This window comes from Actinocorallia sp. API 0066, from assembly GCF_020991275.1.
GTDB lineage: Bacteria > Actinomycetota > Actinomycetes > Streptosporangiales > Streptosporangiaceae > Actinocorallia.
Map to the genome: position 1 here is coordinate 354,252 of NZ_JAJLQY010000007.1, position 21,331 is coordinate 375,582.

The window sequence follows — 21,331 nt, forward strand, 5'->3', positions numbered from 1 at the left end:
CATGATCACGCCGCCCACTCGGGAAGCCGCCCGCGCCATCCTCCTGGACCCCGACAACCGGGTCCTGCTGCTGCGCTACGAGGAGAACGGCGGCTTCTGGGCCACGCCCGGAGGCTCCCTGGAACCCGGCGAAACCCACAAGGCAGCCCTCCTCCGCGAACTCCGGGAGGAACTCGGCATCACCACGCTCGAACCGGGCCCCGAACTCGCCACCCGCACCACGACCCACCCCGTCGGTGGCCACCTCACCCGGCAGGTCGAACGCTACTTCGTCGCCCGCACCACCCCCGCCGACCTCCACCCGGAACACGCCACCCACCCCGACAACATCCAAACCCACCACTGGTGGACCATCCCCGAACTGGTCACCTCCACCGAGACCATCTACCCCGGCGAGCTCGCCGACCTCATCCACACGTACCTCCACACCGGCCCCCCAAGCCAGCCCGCGCCCCTCACCTGACGGACCCCGAGAACCGACGTCGCGGGGCTTCCGAACCCCACCTGGACGTGGGGGTGGTGGGGGGATCGTACGGTTGGGGGATGGTTACTGGGTTGGCGAGGGTGTTGGAGGGGCTTGGGGCGACGGTTGTGGGGTTTGCGGCTTTGCCGGGGGGTGGGGGGAGTGGGGTGTCTGGGGTGCATATTCATGATCCGTTGGAGCCGGTGGGGGATGTGGCGCCGGGGGCGTTGGTGTTGGGGGTGGGGGTTGAGGGGGGAGAGGGGGAGGTTGCTGGGCTGTTGGGGGAGCTGGGGCGGTGTGGGGCCGCTGGGTTGATGGTGAAGGTGGCGGGGGAGCCGGGGGAGTGGGTGCGGGGGGTGGTGGAACGGACGGGGGTGGCGTTGTTGGGGCTGACCCGGGCGGCGTCGTGGGCGCAGATCGCGGCGTTGGTGCGGTCGGTGTTGGGGGAGGGGGAGGCGGGTGGAGGTGAGGGGGAAGGGGATTTGTTCGCGGTGGCGAATGCGGTGTGCGCGTTGCTTGACGCGCCGGTGACGATCGAGGACAGGTCGTCGCGGGTGCTTGCCTATTCGGTTAGGCAGGAGGAGGCGGACGAGTTCAGGGTGGAGACGATCCTTGGACGGCGGGTGCCGGATCGGTTCGTGAGGCTCTATGAGGAGATCGGGTTCTTCAGGAGGCTGTATCAGAGCCGGGAACCCGTCTACCTGGACGTTCCGGGCATGCTGCCTCGGGTGGCCGTCGCCGTCCGGGCGGGGGACGAGATCCTCGGGTCGATGTGGGCGGCCGTCCGGGAGCCGTTGACGGAGCAGCGTGAGGCGGCGTTCGTCGACGCGGCGAAGATCGTGGCGTTGCACCTGTTGCGGCAGCGGGCCGGCGCGGACGTCCAGCGGCGGCTCAGGGCGGACCTGCTCGCCACCGTGCTGACGCGCGGTGAGCACGCCGCCGAGGCCGCCGCCCGGCTGGACCTCGCGACGAACCGGGTGTGCGTGCTCGCCGCGCAGCTCGGCGGCGCCGACGAGACCCGCACGGCCCGCGCCGAGAGCGATCGGCAGCGGTTCTGTGACGCGCTCGCCCTGCACGTCGGCGCGATCCACCCGAGGGCCGCCGCCGCGCAGGTGGGAAACGTCGCCTACGCGGTGCTGCCGCTCGTGGGCGCGCAGTCCCGGGCCGTCCAGGTCGCCGAGGACTTCCTCGCCCGGGTCGGCGACAGGCACGCGGCGAACATCGGCGTCGGGCGGCTCGCCAGGTCGCTCGGCGAGATCGCCCGCTCCCGCGCCGACGCCGACCGCGCGTTGCGGGTGCTGCGGGAACGCGGCGTGACGGGCCGCGCCGTGCACTTCCACGACGTGCACTTCGATTCGCTGTTGCTTCAGCTCGGTGACCTCGTGGCCGAACAGGACCAGCCGCCCACAGGCCCCTACCAGCGGCTGCTCAGACACGACCGGGAGAACGGCAGCGACCTCGTAGGCACCCTCGCCGCCTATCTGGACGCGTTCGGCAACGTCAACGACGCGGCGGCCGCCGTCCAGGTGCACCCGAACACCTTCCGCTACCGGCTGCGCCGCCTCTGCGAGATCTCGGGCCTCGACCTCGCCGACCCCGGCGCGCGGCTCGCCGCCATGCTCCAGCTACGGCTGTACGGATCGACAAGCGGGCCCGCGCGGCTCGTCAGATCCGACGATGACTGACCGGCCACCCGTTCGCGAACCTTGGTGATCTCCGCATACCCCCCAGGAGACCCCCATGAGAAAACCCCTGGCCGTCGCGTTGGCGCTGGCCCTCGCCGCCACCGGGTGCGGCGGCGACGAGGGCGCGGCGCCCGAGGTCGTCAACGGCGGCACGTTCACGTTCGCGCTGTCGGCCGATCCGGGCGCGCTCGAACCGGCTTCGGCGGCGCTCGGCGTCACGAACACCACGCTCGGCTTCGCCTACGACACGCTCGTCCACTCCGACGCGGACGGGCGGATCGTCTCCGGGCTCGCCGAACGCTGGGCGGCCACCGCGAACCAGGTCGTCTTCACGCTGCGTAAGGGCGTCACGTGTGCGGACGGCTCTGCTGTGACGGCCAAGACGGTGGCCGATTCGATGAACTACCTATCGGACCCGAAGAACAAGGCTGTTCTTCTCGGCGTCCTTATCCCGGCCGGGATGACCGCCACCCCGGACGACGCGGCCGGCACCGTCACGCTCACCACCAAGGAGCCGAACCCGTTTCTGGTGGAGTCGATGACGGCGGTGTCCGTCGTGTGCGGGAAGGGGCTCGCCGACAGGAGCGTCCTCCAGACGGGGACGTCAGGCTCCGGGCCCTACGAACTCACCGAGGCCGTCTCGGGGGACCACTACACGTTCAAGGTCCGGAAGGACTACGCCTGGGGGCCGGGTGGTGCGGGGATCGTCGACGGCATGCCGGAGACGGTCGTGCTGAAGATCGTCAAGGACGAGTCGACGGCGGCGAACCTCCTCACCACGGGTGGGTTGACGGCCGGGCAGTTCACCGGGCCGGACCGGGCGCGGGTCAAGGCGATTCCGGGCATCCGGGAGGGTTCGGCGCCCGACGGGATCGGCGAGTTCTTCTTCCACCAGGGCGCGGGCAAGCCGGGCGCGTCGCCTGAACTGCGCAAGGCGCTTGTGCAGGTGCTGAACCTGGACGAACTGCGCAAGATCGCGTCCGGCGGCAACGGCGTCCCGGCGACCCACCTGACGTCCCTCGCGCCCGACCCGTGCCGTGGCGACGCCGTCACCGGGAACCTGCCCGCGCACGACGCCCCAGCGGCCGCTGGGGCCCTCGACGCGGCGGGCTGGGCTCCGGGCCCGGACGGGATCCGCGCGAAGGACGGGAAGCGGCTCAAGCTCAGGATCGCCTACCAGACGTCGGCGGGCCCGTCGGTCCAGGCGGGCATGGAGTTCGTCGCGCAGAAGTGGAAGGACCTCGGCGTCGAGACCGAACTCGTCGGAGCCGCAGACGCCGCTTACGCCGACTCGCTCTTCAAGAACGGCGACTGGGACATGGCGTGGGTGCCGCTCGGCCTGAGCCTGCCGACGCAGCTCGTCGGGTACCTGTCGGGGCCCGGCGTGGACAAGGGCGGGTCGAACTTCGCGAGCCTCAACAACGCCGACTATGTGCGCCTTTCCGGCGAAGCGGCGCGGAGCGTCGGCGCGGCCGGGTGCGACACCTGGATCGCCGCGCAGGCGGCGCTGGTCAGGAACGCCGACGTCGTCCCGGTCGTGCTGCCCACCCAACTCGTGGCGGCCAGGGACGCGACGGTCGAGGTGATCGGCGGGGTCGTGCGGCCGACGTCGATCCGGATGCTCGCGCGGTGAGCCGGGGGCGGCGCGCGGGCCGGTTCGTGCTCTCTCTGGGCGGGGTGGTGGTGGCGTCCTTCGCCATGCTCCACCTCATTCCGGGCGATCCGGTCCGCGCCGCCCTCGGCCCCACCGCGCCGCGCGAGGCGGTCGAGCGGCGCCGGGCGGAACTGGGGCTCGACCGGCCCCTGCTCGACCAGTTCCTCGCGTACGTGGGCGGCGTGTTCAGGGGCGACCTCGGGGAGTCGTTCCTGTCACGCCGTCCCGCCGCCGAGATCGTGGCGGACCGGCTACCGGCGACGGTGCAGCTCGTTGTGGCGACGATGCTGCTGGCGTTGGCCGTGGCCGTCCCACTGGGGATGTGGGTGGCGGCGCGCACCGAGAACGGCCGTGGCCGCCGCACCGACCTGGCGTTCACGACGACGACAGGCGCCCTGTCGGTCATCCCGGAGTTCCTTCTGGCCGTCGGGATGGTCGCCGTACTGGGCGTCACCCTGGGGTGGTTGCCTGTCGCGGGCAAGGACGGGGCGGCCTCGTTCGTCATGCCCGTGCTCGCGTTGGCGGCCGGGCCCACCGCGCTGCTGGCACGGCTCGTACGGGTGGAGACGCTACGGGAACTCGGCTCCGACTACGTACGGCTCGCTCGTGCCAAACGGCTGCCTACACACCGCGTGTACTTCCGGCACCTCCTGCCCAACACGCTGACGGCCACCTTGACGACCGGAGGGCTGCTGCTCTGCTCACTGCTGGGCGGCTCCGTCGTCATCGAGTACGTCTTCCAGTGGCCGGGCCTGGGAGGCGCGACCGTGGACGCCATCGTCAACAAGGACTACGCGCTCGCGCAGGCGGCGGTGCTGGTTTACGGGACGGTCTCGCTGACCGTCCTGCTCGCGGTGGACGTCGCGCTCGGGCTGCTCGACCCGCGCTCGGCCCTGCGGAGCCGCGGATGAGGACGCTCTCGGCCCGCGTGGGTCTGGCGCTGGTAGCCGTCACCCTTGTGCTCGCCGTGGTGGGGCCGTGGGTGTGGGGCGAGGAGGCGGTGCGGTTCGATCCGCTGCACACCCTGGAGGGACACAGCTCCGCGCACTGGCTCGGGACCGACGACGGCGGGCGCGACATGCTCGCCAGGACGCTCGCCGCCACCCGGCTCAGCGTGTGGCTCGCCTTCCTGGCGACCCTCATCGGGGCCTGCCTTGGCGTGACTCTGGGCGCGTTGCCCTCCGTGCTCGGACCTCGGGGGGCTCGGGCCGTGACGGCTGTCATCAACGGGCTTGTGGCCATCCCGGTGCTGCTGTTGGCGATGTTCGCCGCACTGGTCGCGGGCACGGGCACGACGGGGGCCGTCGTGGGGATCGGCGTGGCCTCCGCACCCGGGCTCGCGCGTCTGACGCGGACTTTGGCGGCCGGGGTGGAGGGCGCCGACTACGTCCTGGCCGCCCGGATGCTCGGCACGGGACGGCTCCGGGTGCTGACCCGGCACGTCCTCCCGAACATCGCGGAACCGCTCATCCTGTCCGTCACCGCGTCGCTCGGCTACGCGCTGCTCGGGCTCGCGACCCTTTCGCTGCTCGGCCTGGGCGTGCGGCCTCCGGAGTACGACTGGGGACGGCTCCTGCACGACGCGCTCCCACGGGTGTACGTCGATCCCGAGGTGATCGCCGGGCCCGCGCTCGCCGTCGCGGTCGCGGGGATCGGGTTCACCCTTGTCGGGGAGTCCCTGGCCCGCGCCGCCGCGCGGGCCCCTGTGCCGCCCGGCGACGGGGAGGAGGCTGACGTTCCCCTTGGGCGGTCTCCCCGTCCCGGGCCTTCCGGCGCCCTCCTTGAGGTGCGGGATCTGACCGTCTCCTTCGGCGGGGTGACGCCCGTGCGAGGTGTGTCGTTCGGCGTCGCGCCGGGGGAGGTCGTCGGGATCGTCGGCGAGTCGGGGAGCGGGAAGAGCCTGACGGCGCTCGCCGTGGGCGGGCTCGTGCCTTACCCGGGACGGGTGCGGGGCTCCGTCCTGCTGGAGGGTCGGCCGCTGCTGTCGCTTTCGCGGTCGGAGCTGGGGACGCGGTTGGCGATGGTCTTCCAGGACCCGATGGCGGCGCTCAACCCGGCGCTCCGGGTCGGGCCGCAGCTCGCCGAGACCGGGACCGTCCACCTCGGCCTCACGCGGCGCTCAGCGCTCGCCAGAGCCGTCGCGCGGCTGGAGCGGACCGGGGTGCCGGGCGCGCGGGCCCGCGCCCACCCGCACGAGCTGAGCGGCGGCATGCGGCAGCGCGCCGTCATCGCGATGGGCCTCATGGGCGACCCGCGGCTCATCGTCGCCGACGAGCCCACGACGGCGCTGGACGCCACCGTGCAGCGCCGCGTCCTCGATCTGCTCGCCGAGATCAACGCCGCTTCCGGGACCGCCGCGCTGCTCATCTCGCACGACATCGCCGTCGTCTCCAGCAGGTGCTCGCGGGTGCTCGTGATGTACGCGGGGCGCATCGTGGAGGAACTGCCGTCCGACGCGCTGCGCTCGGCGCGTCATCCCTACACGCGTGCCCTGGTGGCGTCCGTCCCGACGCTCGACACGGACCGCGCGGAGCCGCTCGCGACCATCCCGGGCGCCCAGCCCGCGCCGTCGGACGTTCCTGCTGGCTGTGCCTTCGCCCCCCGCTGCGCTCGGGCGACCTCGCTTTGCACGACCGCCCTCCCCGCTTTCGAAAGCGGCGTCGCCTGCCACCATCCCCACGAGGAGCGGCCTCGCGCGGGGGAGGAGGAGTGGTGAAGGACGACGGCGGCCTGCGGGTGTCGGGGATGCGGGTGCGGTACGGGGACCTCACGGCCGTGGACGGCGTGTCGTTCACGATCGGGAAGGGGGAGATCCTCGGGCTCGTCGGGGAGTCCGGGTCGGGGAAGTCGAGCGTGGGGCGGGCGCTGGCCGGGCTCGTCCCTTACGAGGGCGACGTGACGGGGGCGGGGCCGACGCAGATGGTGTTCCAGGACCCGTACGGGTCGCTCAACCCCAGGCTGCGGATCGGGGACGCCGTCGCCGAAGGGCTCGGAAGGGGCGGCACGCGGGCGGTGCGCAAGGCGGAGGGGCTGAGATTGCTCGGGCTCGTCGGGCTGGACGAGGGGGTCGCCGGGCGGTACCCGCGTGAGCTGTCCGGCGGGCAGCGGCAGCGGGTCGCGCTCGCGCGCGCGCTCGGGGCGCGGCCCTCCCTGCTCATCGCCGACGAGATCACCTCCGCGCTCGACGTCTCCGTGCAGGGCGCCGTGCTCAACCTCGTCCGCGAACTGAGGGGACGGCTGGGGCTCTCGGTGCTGTTCGTCTCGCACGACCTGGCCGTCGTGAGGTACGTGTGCGACGCGGTCGCGGTGATGCGCGAGGGGCGGATCGTGGAGTCCGGGACCGTCGAACACGTCACCGAACATCCGGGGCACGAGTACACAAAAGCCCTGCTAGACGCGGTACCGCGACTGCGGTAGTCGAACATATGTGCTATGATTTTCGCATGGACACGATGACGCTCCCGGGGCTGGACGACACAGCTCTCGGGCACGTGGAACGCCTCACTCTGTCCGCCGATGAGATCTCCGCTCTCGCGCTTTCCCTGGCGCACCTCGGCGCGGGTCCCCAGGCCGCCACCGCGCGGCGCGCGCTCGCCCACCTGGCCGAGCGCGGCGGCCCCGACCTCGCCGTCCTGCTCACCCCGCTCGACCCCGACACGGCACGCCGCGCCCGCGTCCTCGCCCAGGCCATCACCGAGCGCCGCGTCGTGCGGCTGCACTACGCCGACGAACGGAACCGCGTCTCGCACCGCGAGGTCGAGCCCGTCACCACGCTCGTCCATCGCGACCACTGGTATCTCGTCGGCTGGTGCCGCCTCCGCCGGGGCGTCCGCGCCTTCCGCCTCGACCGCGTCCTCGCCGTCGAACCCACCGAACTCCCCGCCCACCCCCACCGCCCCGACCGCTACCTCCCCTTCCAGGGCAAACAAGCCGCCTGACCCGCCCACCCCAGAGCCGCCGGACGGCGTCGGCCGCACTCCCCCCGCGCCCGCCGTCCGGCGCCCCACCCGCCGCTGGCCTGTTGTGGCCAGGGGCCTGGGGTGATCTTGGGGGATGTGCATCATGGGGGCGGTGAAGCCTCTGGTGGCGGGGGACCCCCGGGCGGTCGGCAGGTACCGGCTCGTCGCGCGCCTCGGGGCGGGCGGCATGGGCGAGGTGTTCCTCGGGTACTCGCCCGGCGGCCGCGCCGTCGCGGTCAAGCTCATCCACGCCGCGCACGCCGCCGATCCGGAGTTCCGGCGCCGTTTCCGGCTGGAGGTCGAGGCGGCCCGCAAGGTCGGCGGGTTCCATACCGCGCCCGTCGTGGACGCCGACCCCGACCCGCCCGACGGCACCCCCTGGATGGTGACGTCCTACGTCCGTGGCCCGTCGCTCGCCGACGTGCTGCGCGACCACGGCCCCCTCCCCGCCCGCACCCTGCGTGTGCTCGGGGCGGGCCTCGCCGAGGCGCTGGAGGCGATCCACGCGGCCGGGCTCATCCACCGCGACCTGAAGCCGTCGAACATCCTCCTCGCCGACGACGGCCCCCGCGTCATCGACTTCGGCATCGCGAGAGCCGTGGACGCCTCAGGCGCGACGGTCAAGGCGGGCACCGCAGGGTTCATGTCCCCGGAACTCCTCGTAGGGGACCCGCTCACCCCCGCCAGCGACGTCTTCGCCCTCGGCCTGGTCCTGGCGCACGCGTCCGGCGTCAAGCCCTACGGCGAAGGCCCCGCCCAGGCCCTCAACTACCGGGTCGTCCACCAAGATCCGGACCTGACCGGCCTCGACCCCGAACTCGGCGGCCTCGTGCGCGCCTGCCTGTCCCGCGATCCCGCCCCGCGCCCGACCCCGACCCACCTCCTCGACCTTCTGGCAGGTCCCCTGCCAGAAGGCTGGCTCCCCCCTCCCGTCACCACGATGCTCGCCGCCTACACCCCACCCGCCGCCCCGACCTCGAACCACGCCCCGGACCCGGCAGCCAACCCGCCCCGGCCACAGCACCTCCCCGACACCCGGGGACCCGCCCCCGAACAGACCGCTCTGGCCGGGCCGCTGTCGCACCGGACAGCGGGACCGCGCAGCCTGACCCGAGAGCCGGGGGTCGGACGGCCGGACGAGGCGGCGGGAGCGCACGGGCGGGATCGGGGCCCGTGGGACGGGGCGGCGGGATCTCGGAACCGGGGGCCGGGCGCCGCGCTGCGGGACGAGGCGGCGGGCGGACAGGGCCGGGCCTGGGAGCAGGGGGCGGGAAGGCTGGACGGGACAGCGGGGTCACGGGGCCTGGGAGCGGCGGGGCGGCTTCCGGTTTATCGGGGGCGGATCCGGGTGGGGGCGTTGTTCACGAGTCGGTTCGACGTGTCGCATGGGGTGGCGGCCGTCAGCGGAGGGTTCGCCTTGCTCGCGTTCCAGGGGGAGGTGTTCCGGGCTCAGGCGATCTTCCTCTCGGTGTGCGTCGCGGCGACGATCTTCTCCGTGGTGCAGTTGCTGGCGTCGCTGGTGGAGCTGGCGATGCCGCGCCGGGTGGAGATCGGGCCCGAGGGCGTCTCGGTGCGGATGGGGATGCGGCACGCCGACTACACGGCGTCGGAGGTGGGCGCCCTGAAGGTGGCTCCTACCGGCCGTCGTGGGCGTCGCGCGCTGCTCCTGTGGCGCGAGACGGGCCCGTCCGCCGTGCCCGCGCCGCGCGCCCCGAACTACGGCACGGGTCCGCGCCGGCCGCCCTGGCGGGACCGCCGCACCGGATGGATCAGGCTGTGCTACCTCGACCAGCTCGTCACACCCCCACCCTTCGAACTCATGGAGGAACCCGCGTGAGCATCACCATCTTCGCGCTCTTCCCGGCCGTGCTCACCGTCGTCGTGCTGGCGGTGTACTACGCCGTCAGGCTCGCCGGGCGGAACCGTGACTGACCTCCGTCCGCGTGGGGCGTGACGGGTGCGGCAGGATGGGGGGATGGAGCTGCTGCGTGGGTCGCGGGTCGTCGTGACAGGGCGGACCGGAGGGTTCAGCACCGGGCCGTACGACAGCCGGAACCTCGGGGCGAACGTGGGCGACGTGCCGTTGGCGGTGGCGCGGAACCGGGCGCTGACGGTCACCGAGGCGGGCGCCGACGGGGCGGTCTTCATGCGGCAGGTGCACGGGGTGAACGTCGAGTACGTGAGCGGGCCGCACGACGGGGTGCCGGACACCGACGCCGTTTTCACCGACCGTCCGGGGCTCGCCCTGGCCGCGCTCGGGGCGGACTGCCCTGCGGTCGTCGTCTCCGGTCCCGGCTGGACGGGCGCGGCGCACGCGGGGCGGGCCGGAACCCTGAACGGGGTGGTACCGGCGCTCGTGAACGCGCTGCGCAAGGCGGGCGCCACAGAGCTGACCGCGTTCATCGGCCCCGGCATCTGTGGACGCTGCTACGAGGTGCCGGAGGCGATGCACGCGGACGCCCCCGAGGTCATGCGGGCGACCACCCGCTGGGGCACGCCGGGCCTCGACCTCCGCGCCGCCCTCACCGCCCAGCTCGTCGACCTGGGCGTCCCGCCGACCCACGACGACCGCTGCACCCTCGAAACCCCCGAGCTCTACTCCTACCGCCGCGCCCCCCGAACCGGCCGCCACGCCGTCCTCACCCACCTCCCCTGACCCACCCCACCCATGACGGCGCCGATGCTTCGGCGTCGCGCGTGACGCCGCGGGCCCGCACCCACCCACGCTGGCCGCCCGCTCTGCCCGTGATGGGCCGCTCCGGCGCGGCGCTGCGGGCGGCGCCTCCGGGCTGCGTGCGGGTGACGTCGCCGGGCCGGAGCGGGGCGGTGGGGGTCTTAGGGTTGGGGGGATGAGGGGTGGGGAGAGGCCGCGGGCCGGGCGGTTCACGATCGGGCAGGGGGAGGCCGAGGTCCTCAGGGACGCGGACCGGGACGGCGGGTGGGTGATCCTCGTGGACGGGGTGCCGCAGTCGTACCTCGACGTGGACGATCCGACGTATCTGGATTTTGAGTACATGCGGTTGTTGGGGGATGTCGTCGACCATCTCGGGGTGGGGGACGAGGCGCTGGACGTGGCGCACGTGGGCGGGGCGGGGTGCACGCTGGCGCGGTACGTCGCGGCGACCCGGCCGGGCTCGCGGCAGGTGGTCTTCGAGCTCGACGGGGCGCTGGTGCAGTTGGTAAGGGAGAACTTCCCGTTGCGCCAGGTGCGGGGGTTGAAGGTGCGGGTAGGAGACGGTCGAGCCGGGATCGCCGGGCTGCCCGCCGCCTCCGACGATCTTGTGGTGCTCGACGCGTTCGCCGGGGCCACGGTGCCGTTCCCGCTCGTCACCGCCGAGTTCACGCGGGACGTCGCCCGGGTGCTGCGCGACGACGGCGTGTACCTGGTGAACCTCGCCGACGCCGGGCGGCTCGCCTTCGCCCGGCGGTTCGCCGCGACGGTGCGGAGCGTGTTCCCGCACGCGCTCCTCATGGGCGAGCCCGGGGTGCTGCGCGGCCGCCGCTACGGCAACCTGATCGTCGCCGCGTCACGGGAGCCGCTGCCCGTCGCGTCGCTCACCCGGATCAGCGCGGGCAAGCCGATCCCCGCCCGCTGCCTCGACACCGACGAGGTGGACCGCTTCGCCTCCGGCCACCCGCCCCTGCACGACGGCGACGCCTTCACCCCGCCCACCCCACCCGACTCCGTCTTCACCTGACCAAGCCCCAAGAAAAGGGGGCGCCCCCTTCCCCGAGATCTCTGCGGGAGGGAAGGGGGCGCTTTTCCGAGGGGGTCAGGTGCCGATCTTGCCGCCGTCCTTCTTGGTGACGACGACGGTGGCGGAGCGGGGGCGGCCGGACGGGTCGAAGTCCGGCCAGTTGGAGACGACGCGGGGGTTGGCCGGGGTGGGGGCGCCCCAGGCGGCGGAGACCTCGCCCGGGTGCTGGACGTTGACGAACATCGAGCGGCCGTCGGCGGAGAAGGTGAGGCCGGTGACCTCGGCGCCGCGCGGCACGGTCAGGAACCGCTTGATCTCCTTCGTCTTCGGGTCGGCGGCCAGCATCGCGCAGTTGCCGATGTTGTCGTAGCCACGGGACGCGAGGGTCTGCGACGAGTTGGAGATGTCCGTCTGGATCCACAGGCGGCCGTCGTGGTCGAAGCCGATGCCGTCGGGGGAGCCGAAGATGGCGTCGGGGCCGAGCTTGACGGTCGGGTCGTAGGCCGGGTCGCCCGCGAGCACAAAGACGTCCCAGGTGAAGGCGAGCGCGGTGTTGTCGCCGTGCTTCTCCCGCCACCGCAGGATGTGCCCGTACGGGTTGGGGGTGCGCGGGTTGGCCTTGCCGCCGTTGCCGGCGCCGTTGGTGAGCGTCAGGTAGACGTCCTTGTTGCCGGGGTTGACCGCGACCCACTCGGGCCGGTCCAGCTTGGTCGCGCCAACGGCGTCGGCGGCGGACCGGGTGCGGATGAGGACGTCCGCCTGGTCCTTCCAGCCGTTCTGCTTGGTGAGCGGGCCCTTGCCGAACTTGAGGGGCAGCCACACGCCGGTGCCGTCGTCGTTGAACTTGGCGACGTACAGGGTGCCGTGGTCGAGGGGGCTCTGGCCGAGTGCCTTGCGCAGCCGCCACGGCTTGTCGCCGACGAACTTGTAGACGTACTCGCCGTCCTGGTCGTCGCCGGTGTAGAGGACAACACGGCCGTGCGACTCGGTGACGGCGGCGTTCTCGTGCTTGATGCGGCCGAGCGCCGTCCGCTTCACCGGGGTGGCCTTCGGGTTGAACGGGTCGATCTCGACGATCCACCCGAACCGGTTGACCTCGTGGGGGTTCTTGGCGACGTCCCAACGCGCGTCGGCGGTGTGCCACCGGTATCCGGACGCCGCGGCGACGCCGTAGCGCGCTTCTTCGGTGTTCGGCTTCCAGGACGTGTCTTCGGTGCCGAAGTACCCGTTGAAGTTCTCTTCGCAGGTGACGTACGTGCCCCACGGGGTGTAGCCGCTGGAGCAGTTGTTGATGGTGCCGAGCGCGGGGTTCTTGGCGCGCAGCAGCGGGTGGCTGCCCTTGACCGGCCCGGAGAAGGTGACGGGCGTGTCGGCCGTGATGCGGCGGTTGTACCGGGAGTCGACGAGCTCCCACTTGCCGTGCTTGCCCTGCTGGACCTTGACGACGCTGACGCCGTGGCCCGCGACGGCCTTGTCGACCTTCTCCTTGGTGATGACGGCGTCGCCGTCCTTGTAGTGGAGTGTCGTGTCGACGTACTCGTGGTTGACGGCGAGCAGGCCGGAGGTCTTCGACAGCGGGAACAGGTGCATGCCGTCGTGGTGGGCGCCGATCTGCTGGCGCTGCTCGGCGGCGGTGTTGGAGGCGTCCTTCTTGAACTTCGGGCCCTTGCTGCTGATGGGCGTGCCCCACGGGATGAGGACCTGGGCGGTGTAGCCCTCGGGGACGCGCACCCTGTCGTCGGTGCTGGGCGCGATCGCCTTGAAGCCGAGCAGCTTCTTGGCGTGGTGGCCGTGCTTGGTGCGCTCGGGCGCGGCGGCGGCGGCGCCGGCGAGGCCGGTGGTCATGAAGCCGGCGGCGGCGACGACGGTGCCGCCCTTGATGAGGCCGCGGCGCGACAGGACGTCACGGATGTGGCCGTTGTCCGACGGGTTGGACGGGACGTCGTCCGGGTCGACGTCGGCGTTGACGCGCGTCATTCGGATGTTCCTCGTGTTCTCGGTGGGACGGGGTGTTCGCGCTGCGAGCCTTTCCCGATGGAACGGCCAGAAGGGAAAAAGAGCATGAACAGGGACGGAATCGCCGCGCAAAACCGCCGTGTGGTCCGCGCTGCAACGCGGCACCGCCCTCCGGCCGTCTCCAGGGGCATGAGGATCTTCGGAACCGTCGCGGCGCTGGGCGCGCTCGCCCTGCTCGCCGCCACAGGAGGGTGTGCCGACGCGCACGCCGAGGAACAGCGGGGCACCGACCTCGGCGTGACGGCGGGCGACCCGGCGCCGCTGGTCAGGGGTGATCTGGAGTTCGGGCTGTCCCTCCTGGACGCCTGGTGCGCCGACGACCCCGCCGCGAACGTCGTGTTCTCGCCGTCGAGCCTGTCCAGCGGGCTCGGCATGGCGGCGCTGGGCGCGAAGGGCGCGACCCGCGCGGAGTTGGCGAAGGCGCTCGGCTGGCCCGCCGACCCGCTGGCCGCCCTCCGGGCGCGGACGAACCTGCTGCGCGGCCTGCCCGGCGTCAAGGTGAGCGACCGGATCTGGCGGGACGCGGCGGAGCCCACCGAACAGGACTATCTGGACCGTCTTGTCACCGCCTACCGGGCCGGGATCATGACGCTTCCGCTGCTCACCGAGCCGGAGGAGTCGCGCAGGACGATCAACGACACCATCGAGGACGAGACGAACGGCCTGGTCAAGGACCTCATCCCCGAGGGCGGGCTCAACCGGATCGGCTGGGTGCTGACCGACGCCGTCCACTTCAAGGCCGACTGGCGGTCCCCGTTCAAGCCGGAGAACACCGCGCCCGCCCCGTTCGCCGCGGCTTCCGGCGCGGAGGTGCGGGCCGAGTACCTGAACCAGGCGGGCTCCTTCGGGTACGGCACCGCGCAAGGCTGGACGGCGGTACGGCTTCCGTACACGGGCGGCACCCTTTCGATGGTCGCCCTCCTCCCGGACGGTGACGGCAAGGACTGCGCCCCGCCTACGGCGTCCGTCCTACGCGGCATCGAACTGCGTGAAGAGAGGGTCGAGGTGTCCCTCCCGAAGGTGGACCTTTCCACAAAGGCCGAACTGAGCGACATGCTCGCCGCGGCCGGTATGCCCGAGCCGTTCGCCGACCGCGCCGACTTCTCCGGAATCGGGCCCAGCGCCGGAAAGATCGGGTTCGTCCAGCACGCCGCGACCCTGCGGCTCGACGAGAAGGGCACCGAGGCCGCGGCCGCGACTGCGGTGGGCGTGGAGGCCACGTCGGCGGCCCCGGAAGAGGCGAAAAAGGTAGTCTTCGACCGCCCCTACCTCCTGCTGCTGCGCGACGAGGCCACCGGCCAGCCGCTCTTCCTCGCGCGGGTGGCCGACCCCACACGCCCCTGACCCCGCCGCGCGGGACGCGGGAGCGGCTCGGCGTCCCGGCGGGGGGCCTGGCGTGGCGGCACGCCTGGCTGATCCCGTTCTCGCTGCTGCTCGGCCAGGCCACCCACCTCGTCTGGGACGGCTTCACGCACTGGACGGGCCCGTTCGTCGAGCTGTGGCCGGTGCTGCGCGAGGACTTCGGCCCGCTCCGGTACTACCGCTGGGGCCAGTACGGCTCGGGCGTCCTGGGCGGCCTGGCCGTCGCGGTCTGGCTGGCGCGGTGGCTCCGCCGGGCCCCGCGCCGCCCGGAACCGGGCCTGCCCTGGCCCCTGATGTCCCTGGTCGTCCTCGTGACGACGGCCGCCGCGGCCCTCGGGGTGCGGCACGCCACCACGAGGGACATCCCGGACGCCTCCTACCACCTGTTCAGGTACGCCGTCACGGACGCGATGGTGGCGGCGTCAGCCTCCCTGCTCGCTTACGCGCTCCTGTACTGGGCGTTCGTGGGCGTCCGGAAGGCCGTGCCCGGGGGCCAGGTCATCACCCCGGTTCCTGAGACGACACAATCGGGGCATGACGAACCTCTCGCGCCGTCTCGTTGACCTCAGCCACCCGGTCGTCTCCGGCATGGTGACGGTGCCGGGCCTGGCCGGCCCCGAGATCAGCGACCACGTGACGCACGCGGAGTCCCGCGCGAGGTACGCGCCCGGCACGGAGTTCCACTTCGCCAGGGTGAGCCTGCTCGGCAACACCGGCACCTACCTGGACGCGCCCCTGCACCGCTTTGAGGGCGGCACCGATCTGGCGGGCCTGCCGCTGGCGTCCTTCGCCGACCTGGACGGCCTCCTGATCCGGGCCGAAGGGCGTCAGGAGATCGACGTGGACGCCTTCGCCTCCCATGACGTCGCGGGCAAGGCCGTCCTGGTGCACACGGGGTTCTCCCGGCACTGGGGCACGGACGCCTACCTTTCCGGCGAACACCCGTATCTCACCGCCGAGGCCGCCGCCCACCTCGTCCGGAACGGCGCCGCCCTGCTGGGCGTGGACTCCCAGAACGTCGACTCGATGAAGGGCGGCGAGCGCCCTGTGCACACCGCCCTGCTGGGCGCGGGCATCCCGATCGTCGAGCACATGACGGGCCTCGCCGCCCTGCCCGACGACGGCTTCCGCCTCCACGCGGCGCCGCCCGCCCTCGTCGGCGTCGGGACGTTCACCGTGCGGGCCTACGCGGTCGTGGAAGCCCGCTGAGCGCCCGGAACTGTCATTACCCCCAAGTAGCCTGGGGTGTGTGAGCACCGACGGGAACAATCTCTTCCGGGTGGTCCCCGGGCCGCCGAAGCTGGCGCTGCCCGGGTTGCTGCCCGTCTACGAGCTGTACGTGCGGGCGGGCGCCGAGCTGCTGGAGCAGCCGGGCCCGCTGGAGGCCGAGCTGTGGCTTTCGGCCCAGTTGGGCGAGCTGAGCCAGGCCGCGCCTGATCGAGAGGCGCTGGGCAAGGCGCAGAGCGATCTCATCAAGGTGCTGCGTAGGGCGGGCACACCGGGCGCGCGCGCCTTCCTCGCCGTGTTCGCCGCCGTCGGCCCGCACGAGCACCGGGCGGCCGCCGCCAAGGCCGTCGGCGAGCTGCGCGGCCCGCTGCTCCCCCCGCTGCCCTCCTGGGCCGACGACGCGGGCAAGGCCATCGCCGTGGACGCCTGCTCGATCCAGGATGGAACGCTCGACCGGCTGCAGTACGTGGTCGAGTACCGCTATCCGGACGGTTCCGGACACCACGGGCTTTCGGTGTCCCTGTCCGCCGGGCTGCCCGTCCAGATCGTCGTGATCGGCGACATGATGGGCATGCGCTCGGAGCTGCGCAAGGTGCTGGAGGAGGGCGAGGTCGTCGTCTCGGCGCTGCCGCTGCCCATCGCCGCGGGCATCCTGCGCCCCGCCTTCGGCGAGCTCGCCACGGTGCCGCACGCGGAGCTGACGGGGCCGTTCCACGCGAACCTCCTGTTCGCCGAGCACCGCCTGTCCCTGCTGTCCTGAGCGGCCCGGATGACGCCGCGGGCCCTCGCGAACGCGCCCGGTGATGGCCCGCGCGTTATTTCGGTAGATCTTCGCGGGCATTTTTCCGCGCCGCCCCCGGCTATTTCGGTAAAACCTCGGCCGATGCGGGCACGCCGCCGGGACGTGCCTGGTCAACGCGTCAAAGATCGGGAGCCGCGCATCCTTTACCCTGGTCATGGAATAGTCACCGAAGAGTCCGGGGTTGGACATTGTGCGGCCCGCGAATGGGTCGGTCTCCACCGGTCAGTGGTCCAGGAGGTCCTTTCATGGAAACCGCGATACAGATGGTCTGCCTCGAGTGCGACACCCCCCTCGACTTCAGCGAGGACTGGGCGAACGGAGAGCTCGCCGGCATCCGGTTCGAGCACCCGGCGCGCCCGGACGCCGTCTGGGATCACGACCCCCTGCCCGCGCTCGCCGACCTCAGCGAGCCGATGAGCCCGTCCTGTGACTGCTGCGGCATCGGGTCCCCCCGGCCCGAGGGTTTTGTCAACGTCTGGACGATCGCCCCCGACCGGCCCGTCACCCTGCGCGTCGGCGACCGCACCTACCACTACTCGACTCCCTGGCGGGTGTGCGCGGCGTGTTCGGCGGCGATCGCCGAGGACGACCTGAGGCTTTTGCTGGCGCGTAACGTCGAGCACAACTCGGCGCTGGAGAAGGTCACCCCCGCGCAGCGCGAGATGGGCCTCGCCCTCACCCGTGAGCTGCTGCTGTCGTTCCTCGCCGCGCGTCCCCGGCTGCGCAGCGCGGAACCGCAGATGTAAGAAGGACGTTACGTCCCTGTGAAGTAGGTCACCCGGCCCGCGTTGTGGTGCCGAGCGATGGTCGGTTTACGCTTCCGCAGGGAATCCCGTCCGGACCGGCCATCCACGGTCACGCGGCAGACTGGGAGTCCTCGCAGGACGGGTCCGACCAGACGGACACCGACGGATAACGGGAGAGCGGGAGAACAATGTCCGACTTCGGGCTTGATCACAAAGACGGGCGGCTGCCTCTTGAGGTGACCGAGGCGACCGAGGGCCCGGGCGGGCTCAAGATCGGCAAGCTTCTCGCGGAGACCGGTTACGTCACGCTGGACACAGGTTTTGTGAACACGGCGTCGTGCACGTCCAAGATCACCTACATCGACGGTGACGCCGGCATCCTGCGCTACCGCGGCTACCCGATCGAGGAGCTCGCGGAGAAGTCCTCCTTCCTGGAGGTCTCCTACCTGCTCATCCACGGCGAACTGCCCACCCCGGAGCAGCTCACCGCGTTCCAGGACCGGATCAGCAACCACACGCTGCTGCACGAGCGCTTCCGCTCGTTCTTCAACGGTTTCCCCAGCTCCGCCCACCCCATGGCGGTCGTCTCCTCGGCTGTCGGCGCGCTGTCCACCTACTACCCGGACAGCCTCGACCCGTTCGACCCCGAGCAGGTCGACCTCGCCTCGGTGCGGCTGCTCGCGAAGCTGCCGACGATCGCGGCCTACGCCTACAAGACGTCGGTCGGCCAGCCGCTGCTGTACCCGGACAACTCGCTCGGCTACGTCGAGAACTTCCTCCGGATGACCTTCGGCCTGCCGACCCAGCCCTACGAGGTCGACCCCGAGGTCGCCAAGGTGCTGGACATGCTGTTCATCCTGCACGCCGACCACGAGCAGAACTGCTCGACCTCGACGGTGCGGCTCGTCGGCTCCTCGCACGCCAACCTGTTCGTGTCGGTCTCGGCCGGGGTGAACGCGCTGTGGGGCCCGCTGCACGGTGGCGCCAACCAGGCCGTCCTGGAGATGCTCCAGCAGATCCACGAGAACGGCGGCGACGTCAAGGCGTTCGTGAACAAGGTCAAGAACAAGGAAGACGGGGTGAAGCTCATGGGCTTCGGACACCGCGTCTACCGCAACTACGACCCGCGCGCGGCCGTCGTCAAGAAGGCGACCCGCAAGGTGCTGGAGACCCTCGGCGTCAAGGACCCGCTGCTCGACCTCGCGATGCAGCTGGAGGAGGTCGCGCTGACGGACGACTACTTCGTGCAGCGCAAGCTCTACCCGAACGTCGACTTCTACACCGGCATCATCTACAAGGCGCTGGGCTTCCCGGAGAACGCCTTCACCGTGCTGTTCGCGTTGGGCCGCCTGCCCGGGTGGATCGCGCAGTGGCGCGAGATGATCAACGACCCGGCCACCAAGATCGGCCGTCCGCGCCAGGTGTACGTCGGCTCCCCGGAGCGGCACTACCCGGCCTGACGCCGCCCTCAGGACCCCCGAGGCCCGTCTCCCCACGTGGGGGGGCGGGCCTCGGCCAATGTCCGGGGTCCGCGCGTCTGGACGGCCTGTGGCGGGTGTCAGGCGGCGCCGGGGGGCCGCCGGGGTGATTTCGTGTGCCGGACGGGGTGTGTCTGGCCGGATGCGGCCGTCTGGGGCGTCTGGGACGGTGCGTGTCCCGTGGGGGCTCCGAGTGCCCGGATGTGACCCGCGTCCTAAATCCCCAGTAATCAAGTAGGAAATGTTGACTTGTCGGAACGCGGCTGCTTCAGTGGAACCCATGAGCGTAAGCCTGACCCGGCGTCTGCACGTGGACCTGGGGCGCGTTCTCAGCGCCCAGTGTCAGTGATCACAAGCGATCCGTCATTCCCCCACCCCCCGCCAGACCCCCTTTTCAAGGAAAGACCCATGTTCAAGCTCAGACACCTCGTGCCCGCCGTCGCCCTGCTCGCCACCACCGCACTGTCCGCCTGCGGCTCCTCCGACGCCGGCTCCGGCGCGGAGAACGGCGTCACCACGCTCAAGTACCAGGGCCAGGTCGGCTCGGTCACCCCCGCCGAACTCGCCGCGGAACTCGGCTACCTCCCGAACATCAAGCTGGAGTGGGTCGGCAACACCATCTCCGGCCCGCAGGACATCCAGTCCGTCGCCACCGGCCAGATCGACTTCGGCGGCGCCTTCAACGGCGCGATCGTCAAGCTCGTCGCCGCCAAGAGCCCCATCAAGGCCGTCGTCAGCTACTACGGAAGCGACAAGGACACCTTCGGCGGCTTCTTCGTCCTCGACGGCAGCCCCATCAAGGGCCCCCGCGACCTCATCGGCAAGAAGATCGGCGTCAACACGCTCGGCGCGCACTCCGAGGCCGTCATCAAGGAGTACCTCCAGCGCGGCGGCCTCACCAAGGCCGAGATCGACAAGGTCGAACTCATCGTGATCCCGCCGGTGAACACCGAGCAGTCGCTCCGGCAGAAGCAGATCGACGTCGGCGCCCTCGGCGGCATCCTGCGCGACAAGGCCCTGGAGCGCGGCGGCATCCGCCTCCTGTTCACCGACATCGAACTGCTCGGCGAGTTCAACGCGGGCTCCATCGTGCTCCGCGACGACTTCATCAAGAAGAACCCCGAAGCGGTCAGGACGTTCACCACCGGCGTCGGCAAGGCGCTCGACTGGGCCCGTGAGACGCCGCGCGACCAGGTCATCGCGAAGTTCGAGGAGATCGTCGCCAAGCGCGGCCGCAACGAGGACAACAGCGCGCTCAAGTACTTCAAGGGCTTCGGCATCTCCGCCCCCGGCGGCAAGATCGCCGACTCCGAGTTCCAGATCTGGATCGACTGGCTGGTCCGCGAGGGCGAGGTCAAGGAGGGCATCAAGCCCGCCGACGTCTTCACCAACGAGTTCAACGACGGCGGATCCAAGTGAGTCAGCCGAAGATCAGCATCCGCGGGGTCACCAAGACCTTCAGCGTCCGGGACGCCAACCTCGGCCGTCCCTCGCAGTTCACCGCGGTGTCCGACATCGACATCGACGTGCGGGCCGGGGAGTTCCTCACCCTGGTCGGCCCGTCGGGCTGCGGCAAGTCCACCCTCCTCGACCTCATCGCCGGGCTGACCAAGCCCGCCTCCGGCACCATCCTCCTGGACGGCGAACCCATCACCGGCCCCGGACTGGACCGAGGCATCGTCTTCCAGCAGTACGCGCTGTTCCCGTGGCGCACCGCGCGCGGCAACATCGAGTTCGGCCTGGAGGCCAAGGGCGTAGGCAGGAAGGAGCGCCGTGCGCGCGCGGCGGAGTTCCTCGACCTGGTCGGGCTGTCCGGCTTCGCCGACCGGTACCCGCACGAGCTGTCCGGCGGCATGCGGCAGCGCGTCGCGATCGCCAGGTCCCTCGCGTTCGACCCCGAGGTCCTCCTCATGGACGAGCCGTTCGCCGCGCTCGACGCGCAGACCCGCGAGTCACTGCAGGAGGAGCTGCTGTCGATCTGGCAGCGCACCGGCAAGACCGTCGTGTTCATCACGCACGGCATCGACGAGGCCGTCTACCTCGGCCAGCGGGTCGCGATCATGACGTCGCGGCCCGGCCGGATCAAGGAGATCGTCGACATCGACTTCGAGACCCGCGAGGGCGACCTGCGGGCCGACGCGAAGTTCGGCGAGTTCCGGCACCACATCTGGACGGCGCTGCGCGACGAGGTCGCCGCGGCGCAGGCACACGAGCGAGAGGCGGTGGGCTCCGTTGGCTGAC

The 21,331-nt window shown here is 71.6% G+C and carries 19 protein-coding genes; 18 read left to right on the top strand and 1 reads right to left on the bottom strand.

The window, feature by feature from the left end:
- Position 1: 1 nt before the first annotated feature.
- The 10 genes from LO762_RS20075 (at position 2) to LO762_RS20125 (ending at position 11,459) form a co-directional block, all read left to right on the top strand.
- On the top strand, positions 2-463 hold the full coding sequence (locus LO762_RS20075) for an NUDIX hydrolase (RefSeq protein ID WP_230617280.1): 462 nt from the start codon (positions 2-4) through the stop codon (positions 461-463).
- A gap of 356 nt (positions 464-819) precedes the next feature.
- Entirely contained in the window at positions 820-2,148 is a 1,329-nt protein-coding gene (locus LO762_RS20080) for a CdaR family transcriptional regulator (RefSeq protein ID WP_230617282.1), read from the top strand.
- Positions 2,149-2,203: 55 nt separating this feature from the next.
- Positions 2,204-3,781, top strand: a complete 1,578-nt coding sequence (locus tag LO762_RS20085; RefSeq protein ID WP_230617283.1) for an ABC transporter substrate-binding protein — start codon at positions 2,204-2,206, stop codon at positions 3,779-3,781.
- Positions 3,778-4,713 carry an ABC transporter permease gene (locus LO762_RS20090; protein ID WP_230617285.1) on the top strand — a complete coding sequence of 312 codons (936 nt, stop codon included), beginning with the start codon at positions 3,778-3,780 and terminating at the stop codon, positions 4,711-4,713. Before LO762_RS20085 ends, LO762_RS20090 begins: the two co-directional genes overlap by 4 nt.
- Complete coding sequence (locus LO762_RS20095; RefSeq protein ID WP_230617287.1) at positions 4,710-6,518, top strand: dipeptide/oligopeptide/nickel ABC transporter permease/ATP-binding protein; 1,809 nt, start codon at positions 4,710-4,712, stop codon at positions 6,516-6,518. Before LO762_RS20090 ends, LO762_RS20095 begins: the two co-directional genes overlap by 4 nt.
- Positions 6,515-7,219 carry an ABC transporter ATP-binding protein gene (locus tag LO762_RS20100; protein WP_230617289.1) on the top strand — a complete coding sequence of 235 codons (705 nt, stop codon included), beginning with the start codon at positions 6,515-6,517 and terminating at the stop codon, positions 7,217-7,219. Before LO762_RS20095 ends, LO762_RS20100 begins: the two co-directional genes overlap by 4 nt.
- A gap of 26 nt (positions 7,220-7,245) precedes the next feature.
- Complete coding sequence (locus tag LO762_RS20105) at positions 7,246-7,740, top strand: WYL domain-containing protein (RefSeq protein WP_308104226.1); 495 nt, start codon at positions 7,246-7,248, stop codon at positions 7,738-7,740.
- Between the two features lie 133 nt (positions 7,741-7,873).
- Positions 7,874-9,598, top strand: a complete 1,725-nt coding sequence (locus LO762_RS33120; protein WP_308104228.1) for a protein kinase — start codon at positions 7,874-7,876, stop codon at positions 9,596-9,598.
- A 138-nt stretch (positions 9,599-9,736) separates the two neighbouring features.
- Complete coding sequence (locus tag LO762_RS20120) at positions 9,737-10,417, top strand: polyphenol oxidase family protein (protein ID WP_230617290.1); 681 nt, start codon at positions 9,737-9,739, stop codon at positions 10,415-10,417.
- A gap of 193 nt (positions 10,418-10,610) precedes the next feature.
- Positions 10,611-11,459: a spermidine synthase gene (locus tag LO762_RS20125; RefSeq protein WP_230617292.1), complete on the top strand. Its 849-nt coding sequence runs from the start codon at positions 10,611-10,613 to the stop codon at positions 11,457-11,459.
- 75 nt (positions 11,460-11,534) lie between these two features.
- Here the strand turns inward: LO762_RS20125 and LO762_RS20130 are convergent, their stop codons facing one another.
- A complete protein-coding gene (locus LO762_RS20130) occupies positions 11,535-13,436 on the bottom strand; it encodes a PhoX family phosphatase (RefSeq protein ID WP_230617294.1) in 1,902 nt (633 codons plus the stop codon).
- A gap of 168 nt (positions 13,437-13,604) precedes the next feature.
- On the opposite strand from LO762_RS20130, the gene LO762_RS20135 reads away from it, so the two are divergent.
- The 8 genes from LO762_RS20135 (at position 13,605) to LO762_RS20170 (ending at position 21,330) form a co-directional block, all read left to right on the top strand.
- Complete coding sequence (locus LO762_RS20135; protein ID WP_230617295.1) at positions 13,605-14,819, top strand: serpin family protein; 1,215 nt, start codon at positions 13,605-13,607, stop codon at positions 14,817-14,819.
- A gap of 47 nt (positions 14,820-14,866) precedes the next feature.
- Positions 14,867-15,400 (top strand): DUF4184 family protein, encoded by a 534-nt coding sequence (locus LO762_RS20140; RefSeq protein WP_304523677.1) that lies wholly within the window; start codon positions 14,867-14,869, stop codon positions 15,398-15,400.
- The gene (locus LO762_RS20145; RefSeq protein ID WP_230617296.1) at positions 15,372-16,046 is read left to right on the top strand and encodes a cyclase family protein; all 675 of its coding nucleotides are present in this window, start codon (positions 15,372-15,374) and stop codon (positions 16,044-16,046) included. The genes LO762_RS20140 and LO762_RS20145 overlap by 29 nt, the downstream gene beginning before the upstream one ends.
- A 40-nt stretch (positions 16,047-16,086) precedes the next feature.
- Positions 16,087-16,824, top strand: a complete 738-nt coding sequence (locus tag LO762_RS20150; RefSeq protein WP_230617297.1) for a hypothetical protein — start codon at positions 16,087-16,089, stop codon at positions 16,822-16,824.
- A gap of 287 nt (positions 16,825-17,111) precedes the next feature.
- Positions 17,112-17,612 (top strand): hypothetical protein, encoded by a 501-nt coding sequence (locus tag LO762_RS20155; RefSeq protein WP_230617300.1) that lies wholly within the window; start codon positions 17,112-17,114, stop codon positions 17,610-17,612.
- 188 nt (positions 17,613-17,800) lie between these two features.
- A complete protein-coding gene (locus LO762_RS20160) occupies positions 17,801-19,072 on the top strand; it encodes a citrate synthase (protein ID WP_230617302.1) in 1,272 nt (423 codons plus the stop codon).
- A gap of 426 nt (positions 19,073-19,498) precedes the next feature.
- Entirely contained in the window at positions 19,499-20,509 is a 1,011-nt protein-coding gene (locus LO762_RS20165; protein WP_230617304.1) for an ABC transporter substrate-binding protein, read from the top strand.
- The gene (locus tag LO762_RS20170) at positions 20,506-21,330 is read left to right on the top strand and encodes an ABC transporter ATP-binding protein (RefSeq protein ID WP_230617306.1); all 825 of its coding nucleotides are present in this window, start codon (positions 20,506-20,508) and stop codon (positions 21,328-21,330) included. Before LO762_RS20165 ends, LO762_RS20170 begins: the two co-directional genes overlap by 4 nt.
- The last annotated feature ends 1 nt before the right edge of the window (position 21,331 follow it).

Coding starts and splice junctions, on each gene's coding strand:
- LO762_RS20075 (WP_230617280.1), top strand. CDS start 2: ATGATCACGCCGCCCACTCGGGAAGCCGCCCGCGCCATCCTCCTGGAC.
- LO762_RS20085 (WP_230617283.1), top strand. CDS start 2,204: ATGAGAAAACCCCTGGCCGTCGCGTTGGCGCTGGCCCTCGCCGCCACC.
- LO762_RS20095 (WP_230617287.1), top strand. CDS start 4,710: ATGAGGACGCTCTCGGCCCGCGTGGGTCTGGCGCTGGTAGCCGTCACC.
- LO762_RS20105 (WP_308104226.1), top strand. CDS start 7,246: ATGGACACGATGACGCTCCCGGGGCTGGACGACACAGCTCTCGGGCAC.
- LO762_RS20120 (WP_230617290.1), top strand. CDS start 9,737: ATGGAGCTGCTGCGTGGGTCGCGGGTCGTCGTGACAGGGCGGACCGGA.
- LO762_RS20125 (WP_230617292.1), top strand. CDS start 10,611: ATGAGGGGTGGGGAGAGGCCGCGGGCCGGGCGGTTCACGATCGGGCAG.
- LO762_RS20130 (WP_230617294.1), bottom strand. CDS start 13,436: ATGACGCGCGTCAACGCCGACGTCGACCCGGACGACGTCCCGTCCAAC.
- LO762_RS20135 (WP_230617295.1), top strand. CDS start 13,605: ATGAGGATCTTCGGAACCGTCGCGGCGCTGGGCGCGCTCGCCCTGCTC.
- LO762_RS20145 (WP_230617296.1), top strand. CDS start 15,372: ATGACGAACCTCTCGCGCCGTCTCGTTGACCTCAGCCACCCGGTCGTC.
- LO762_RS20155 (WP_230617300.1), top strand. CDS start 17,112: ATGGAAACCGCGATACAGATGGTCTGCCTCGAGTGCGACACCCCCCTC.
- LO762_RS20160 (WP_230617302.1), top strand. CDS start 17,801: ATGTCCGACTTCGGGCTTGATCACAAAGACGGGCGGCTGCCTCTTGAG.
- LO762_RS20165 (WP_230617304.1), top strand. CDS start 19,499: ATGTTCAAGCTCAGACACCTCGTGCCCGCCGTCGCCCTGCTCGCCACC.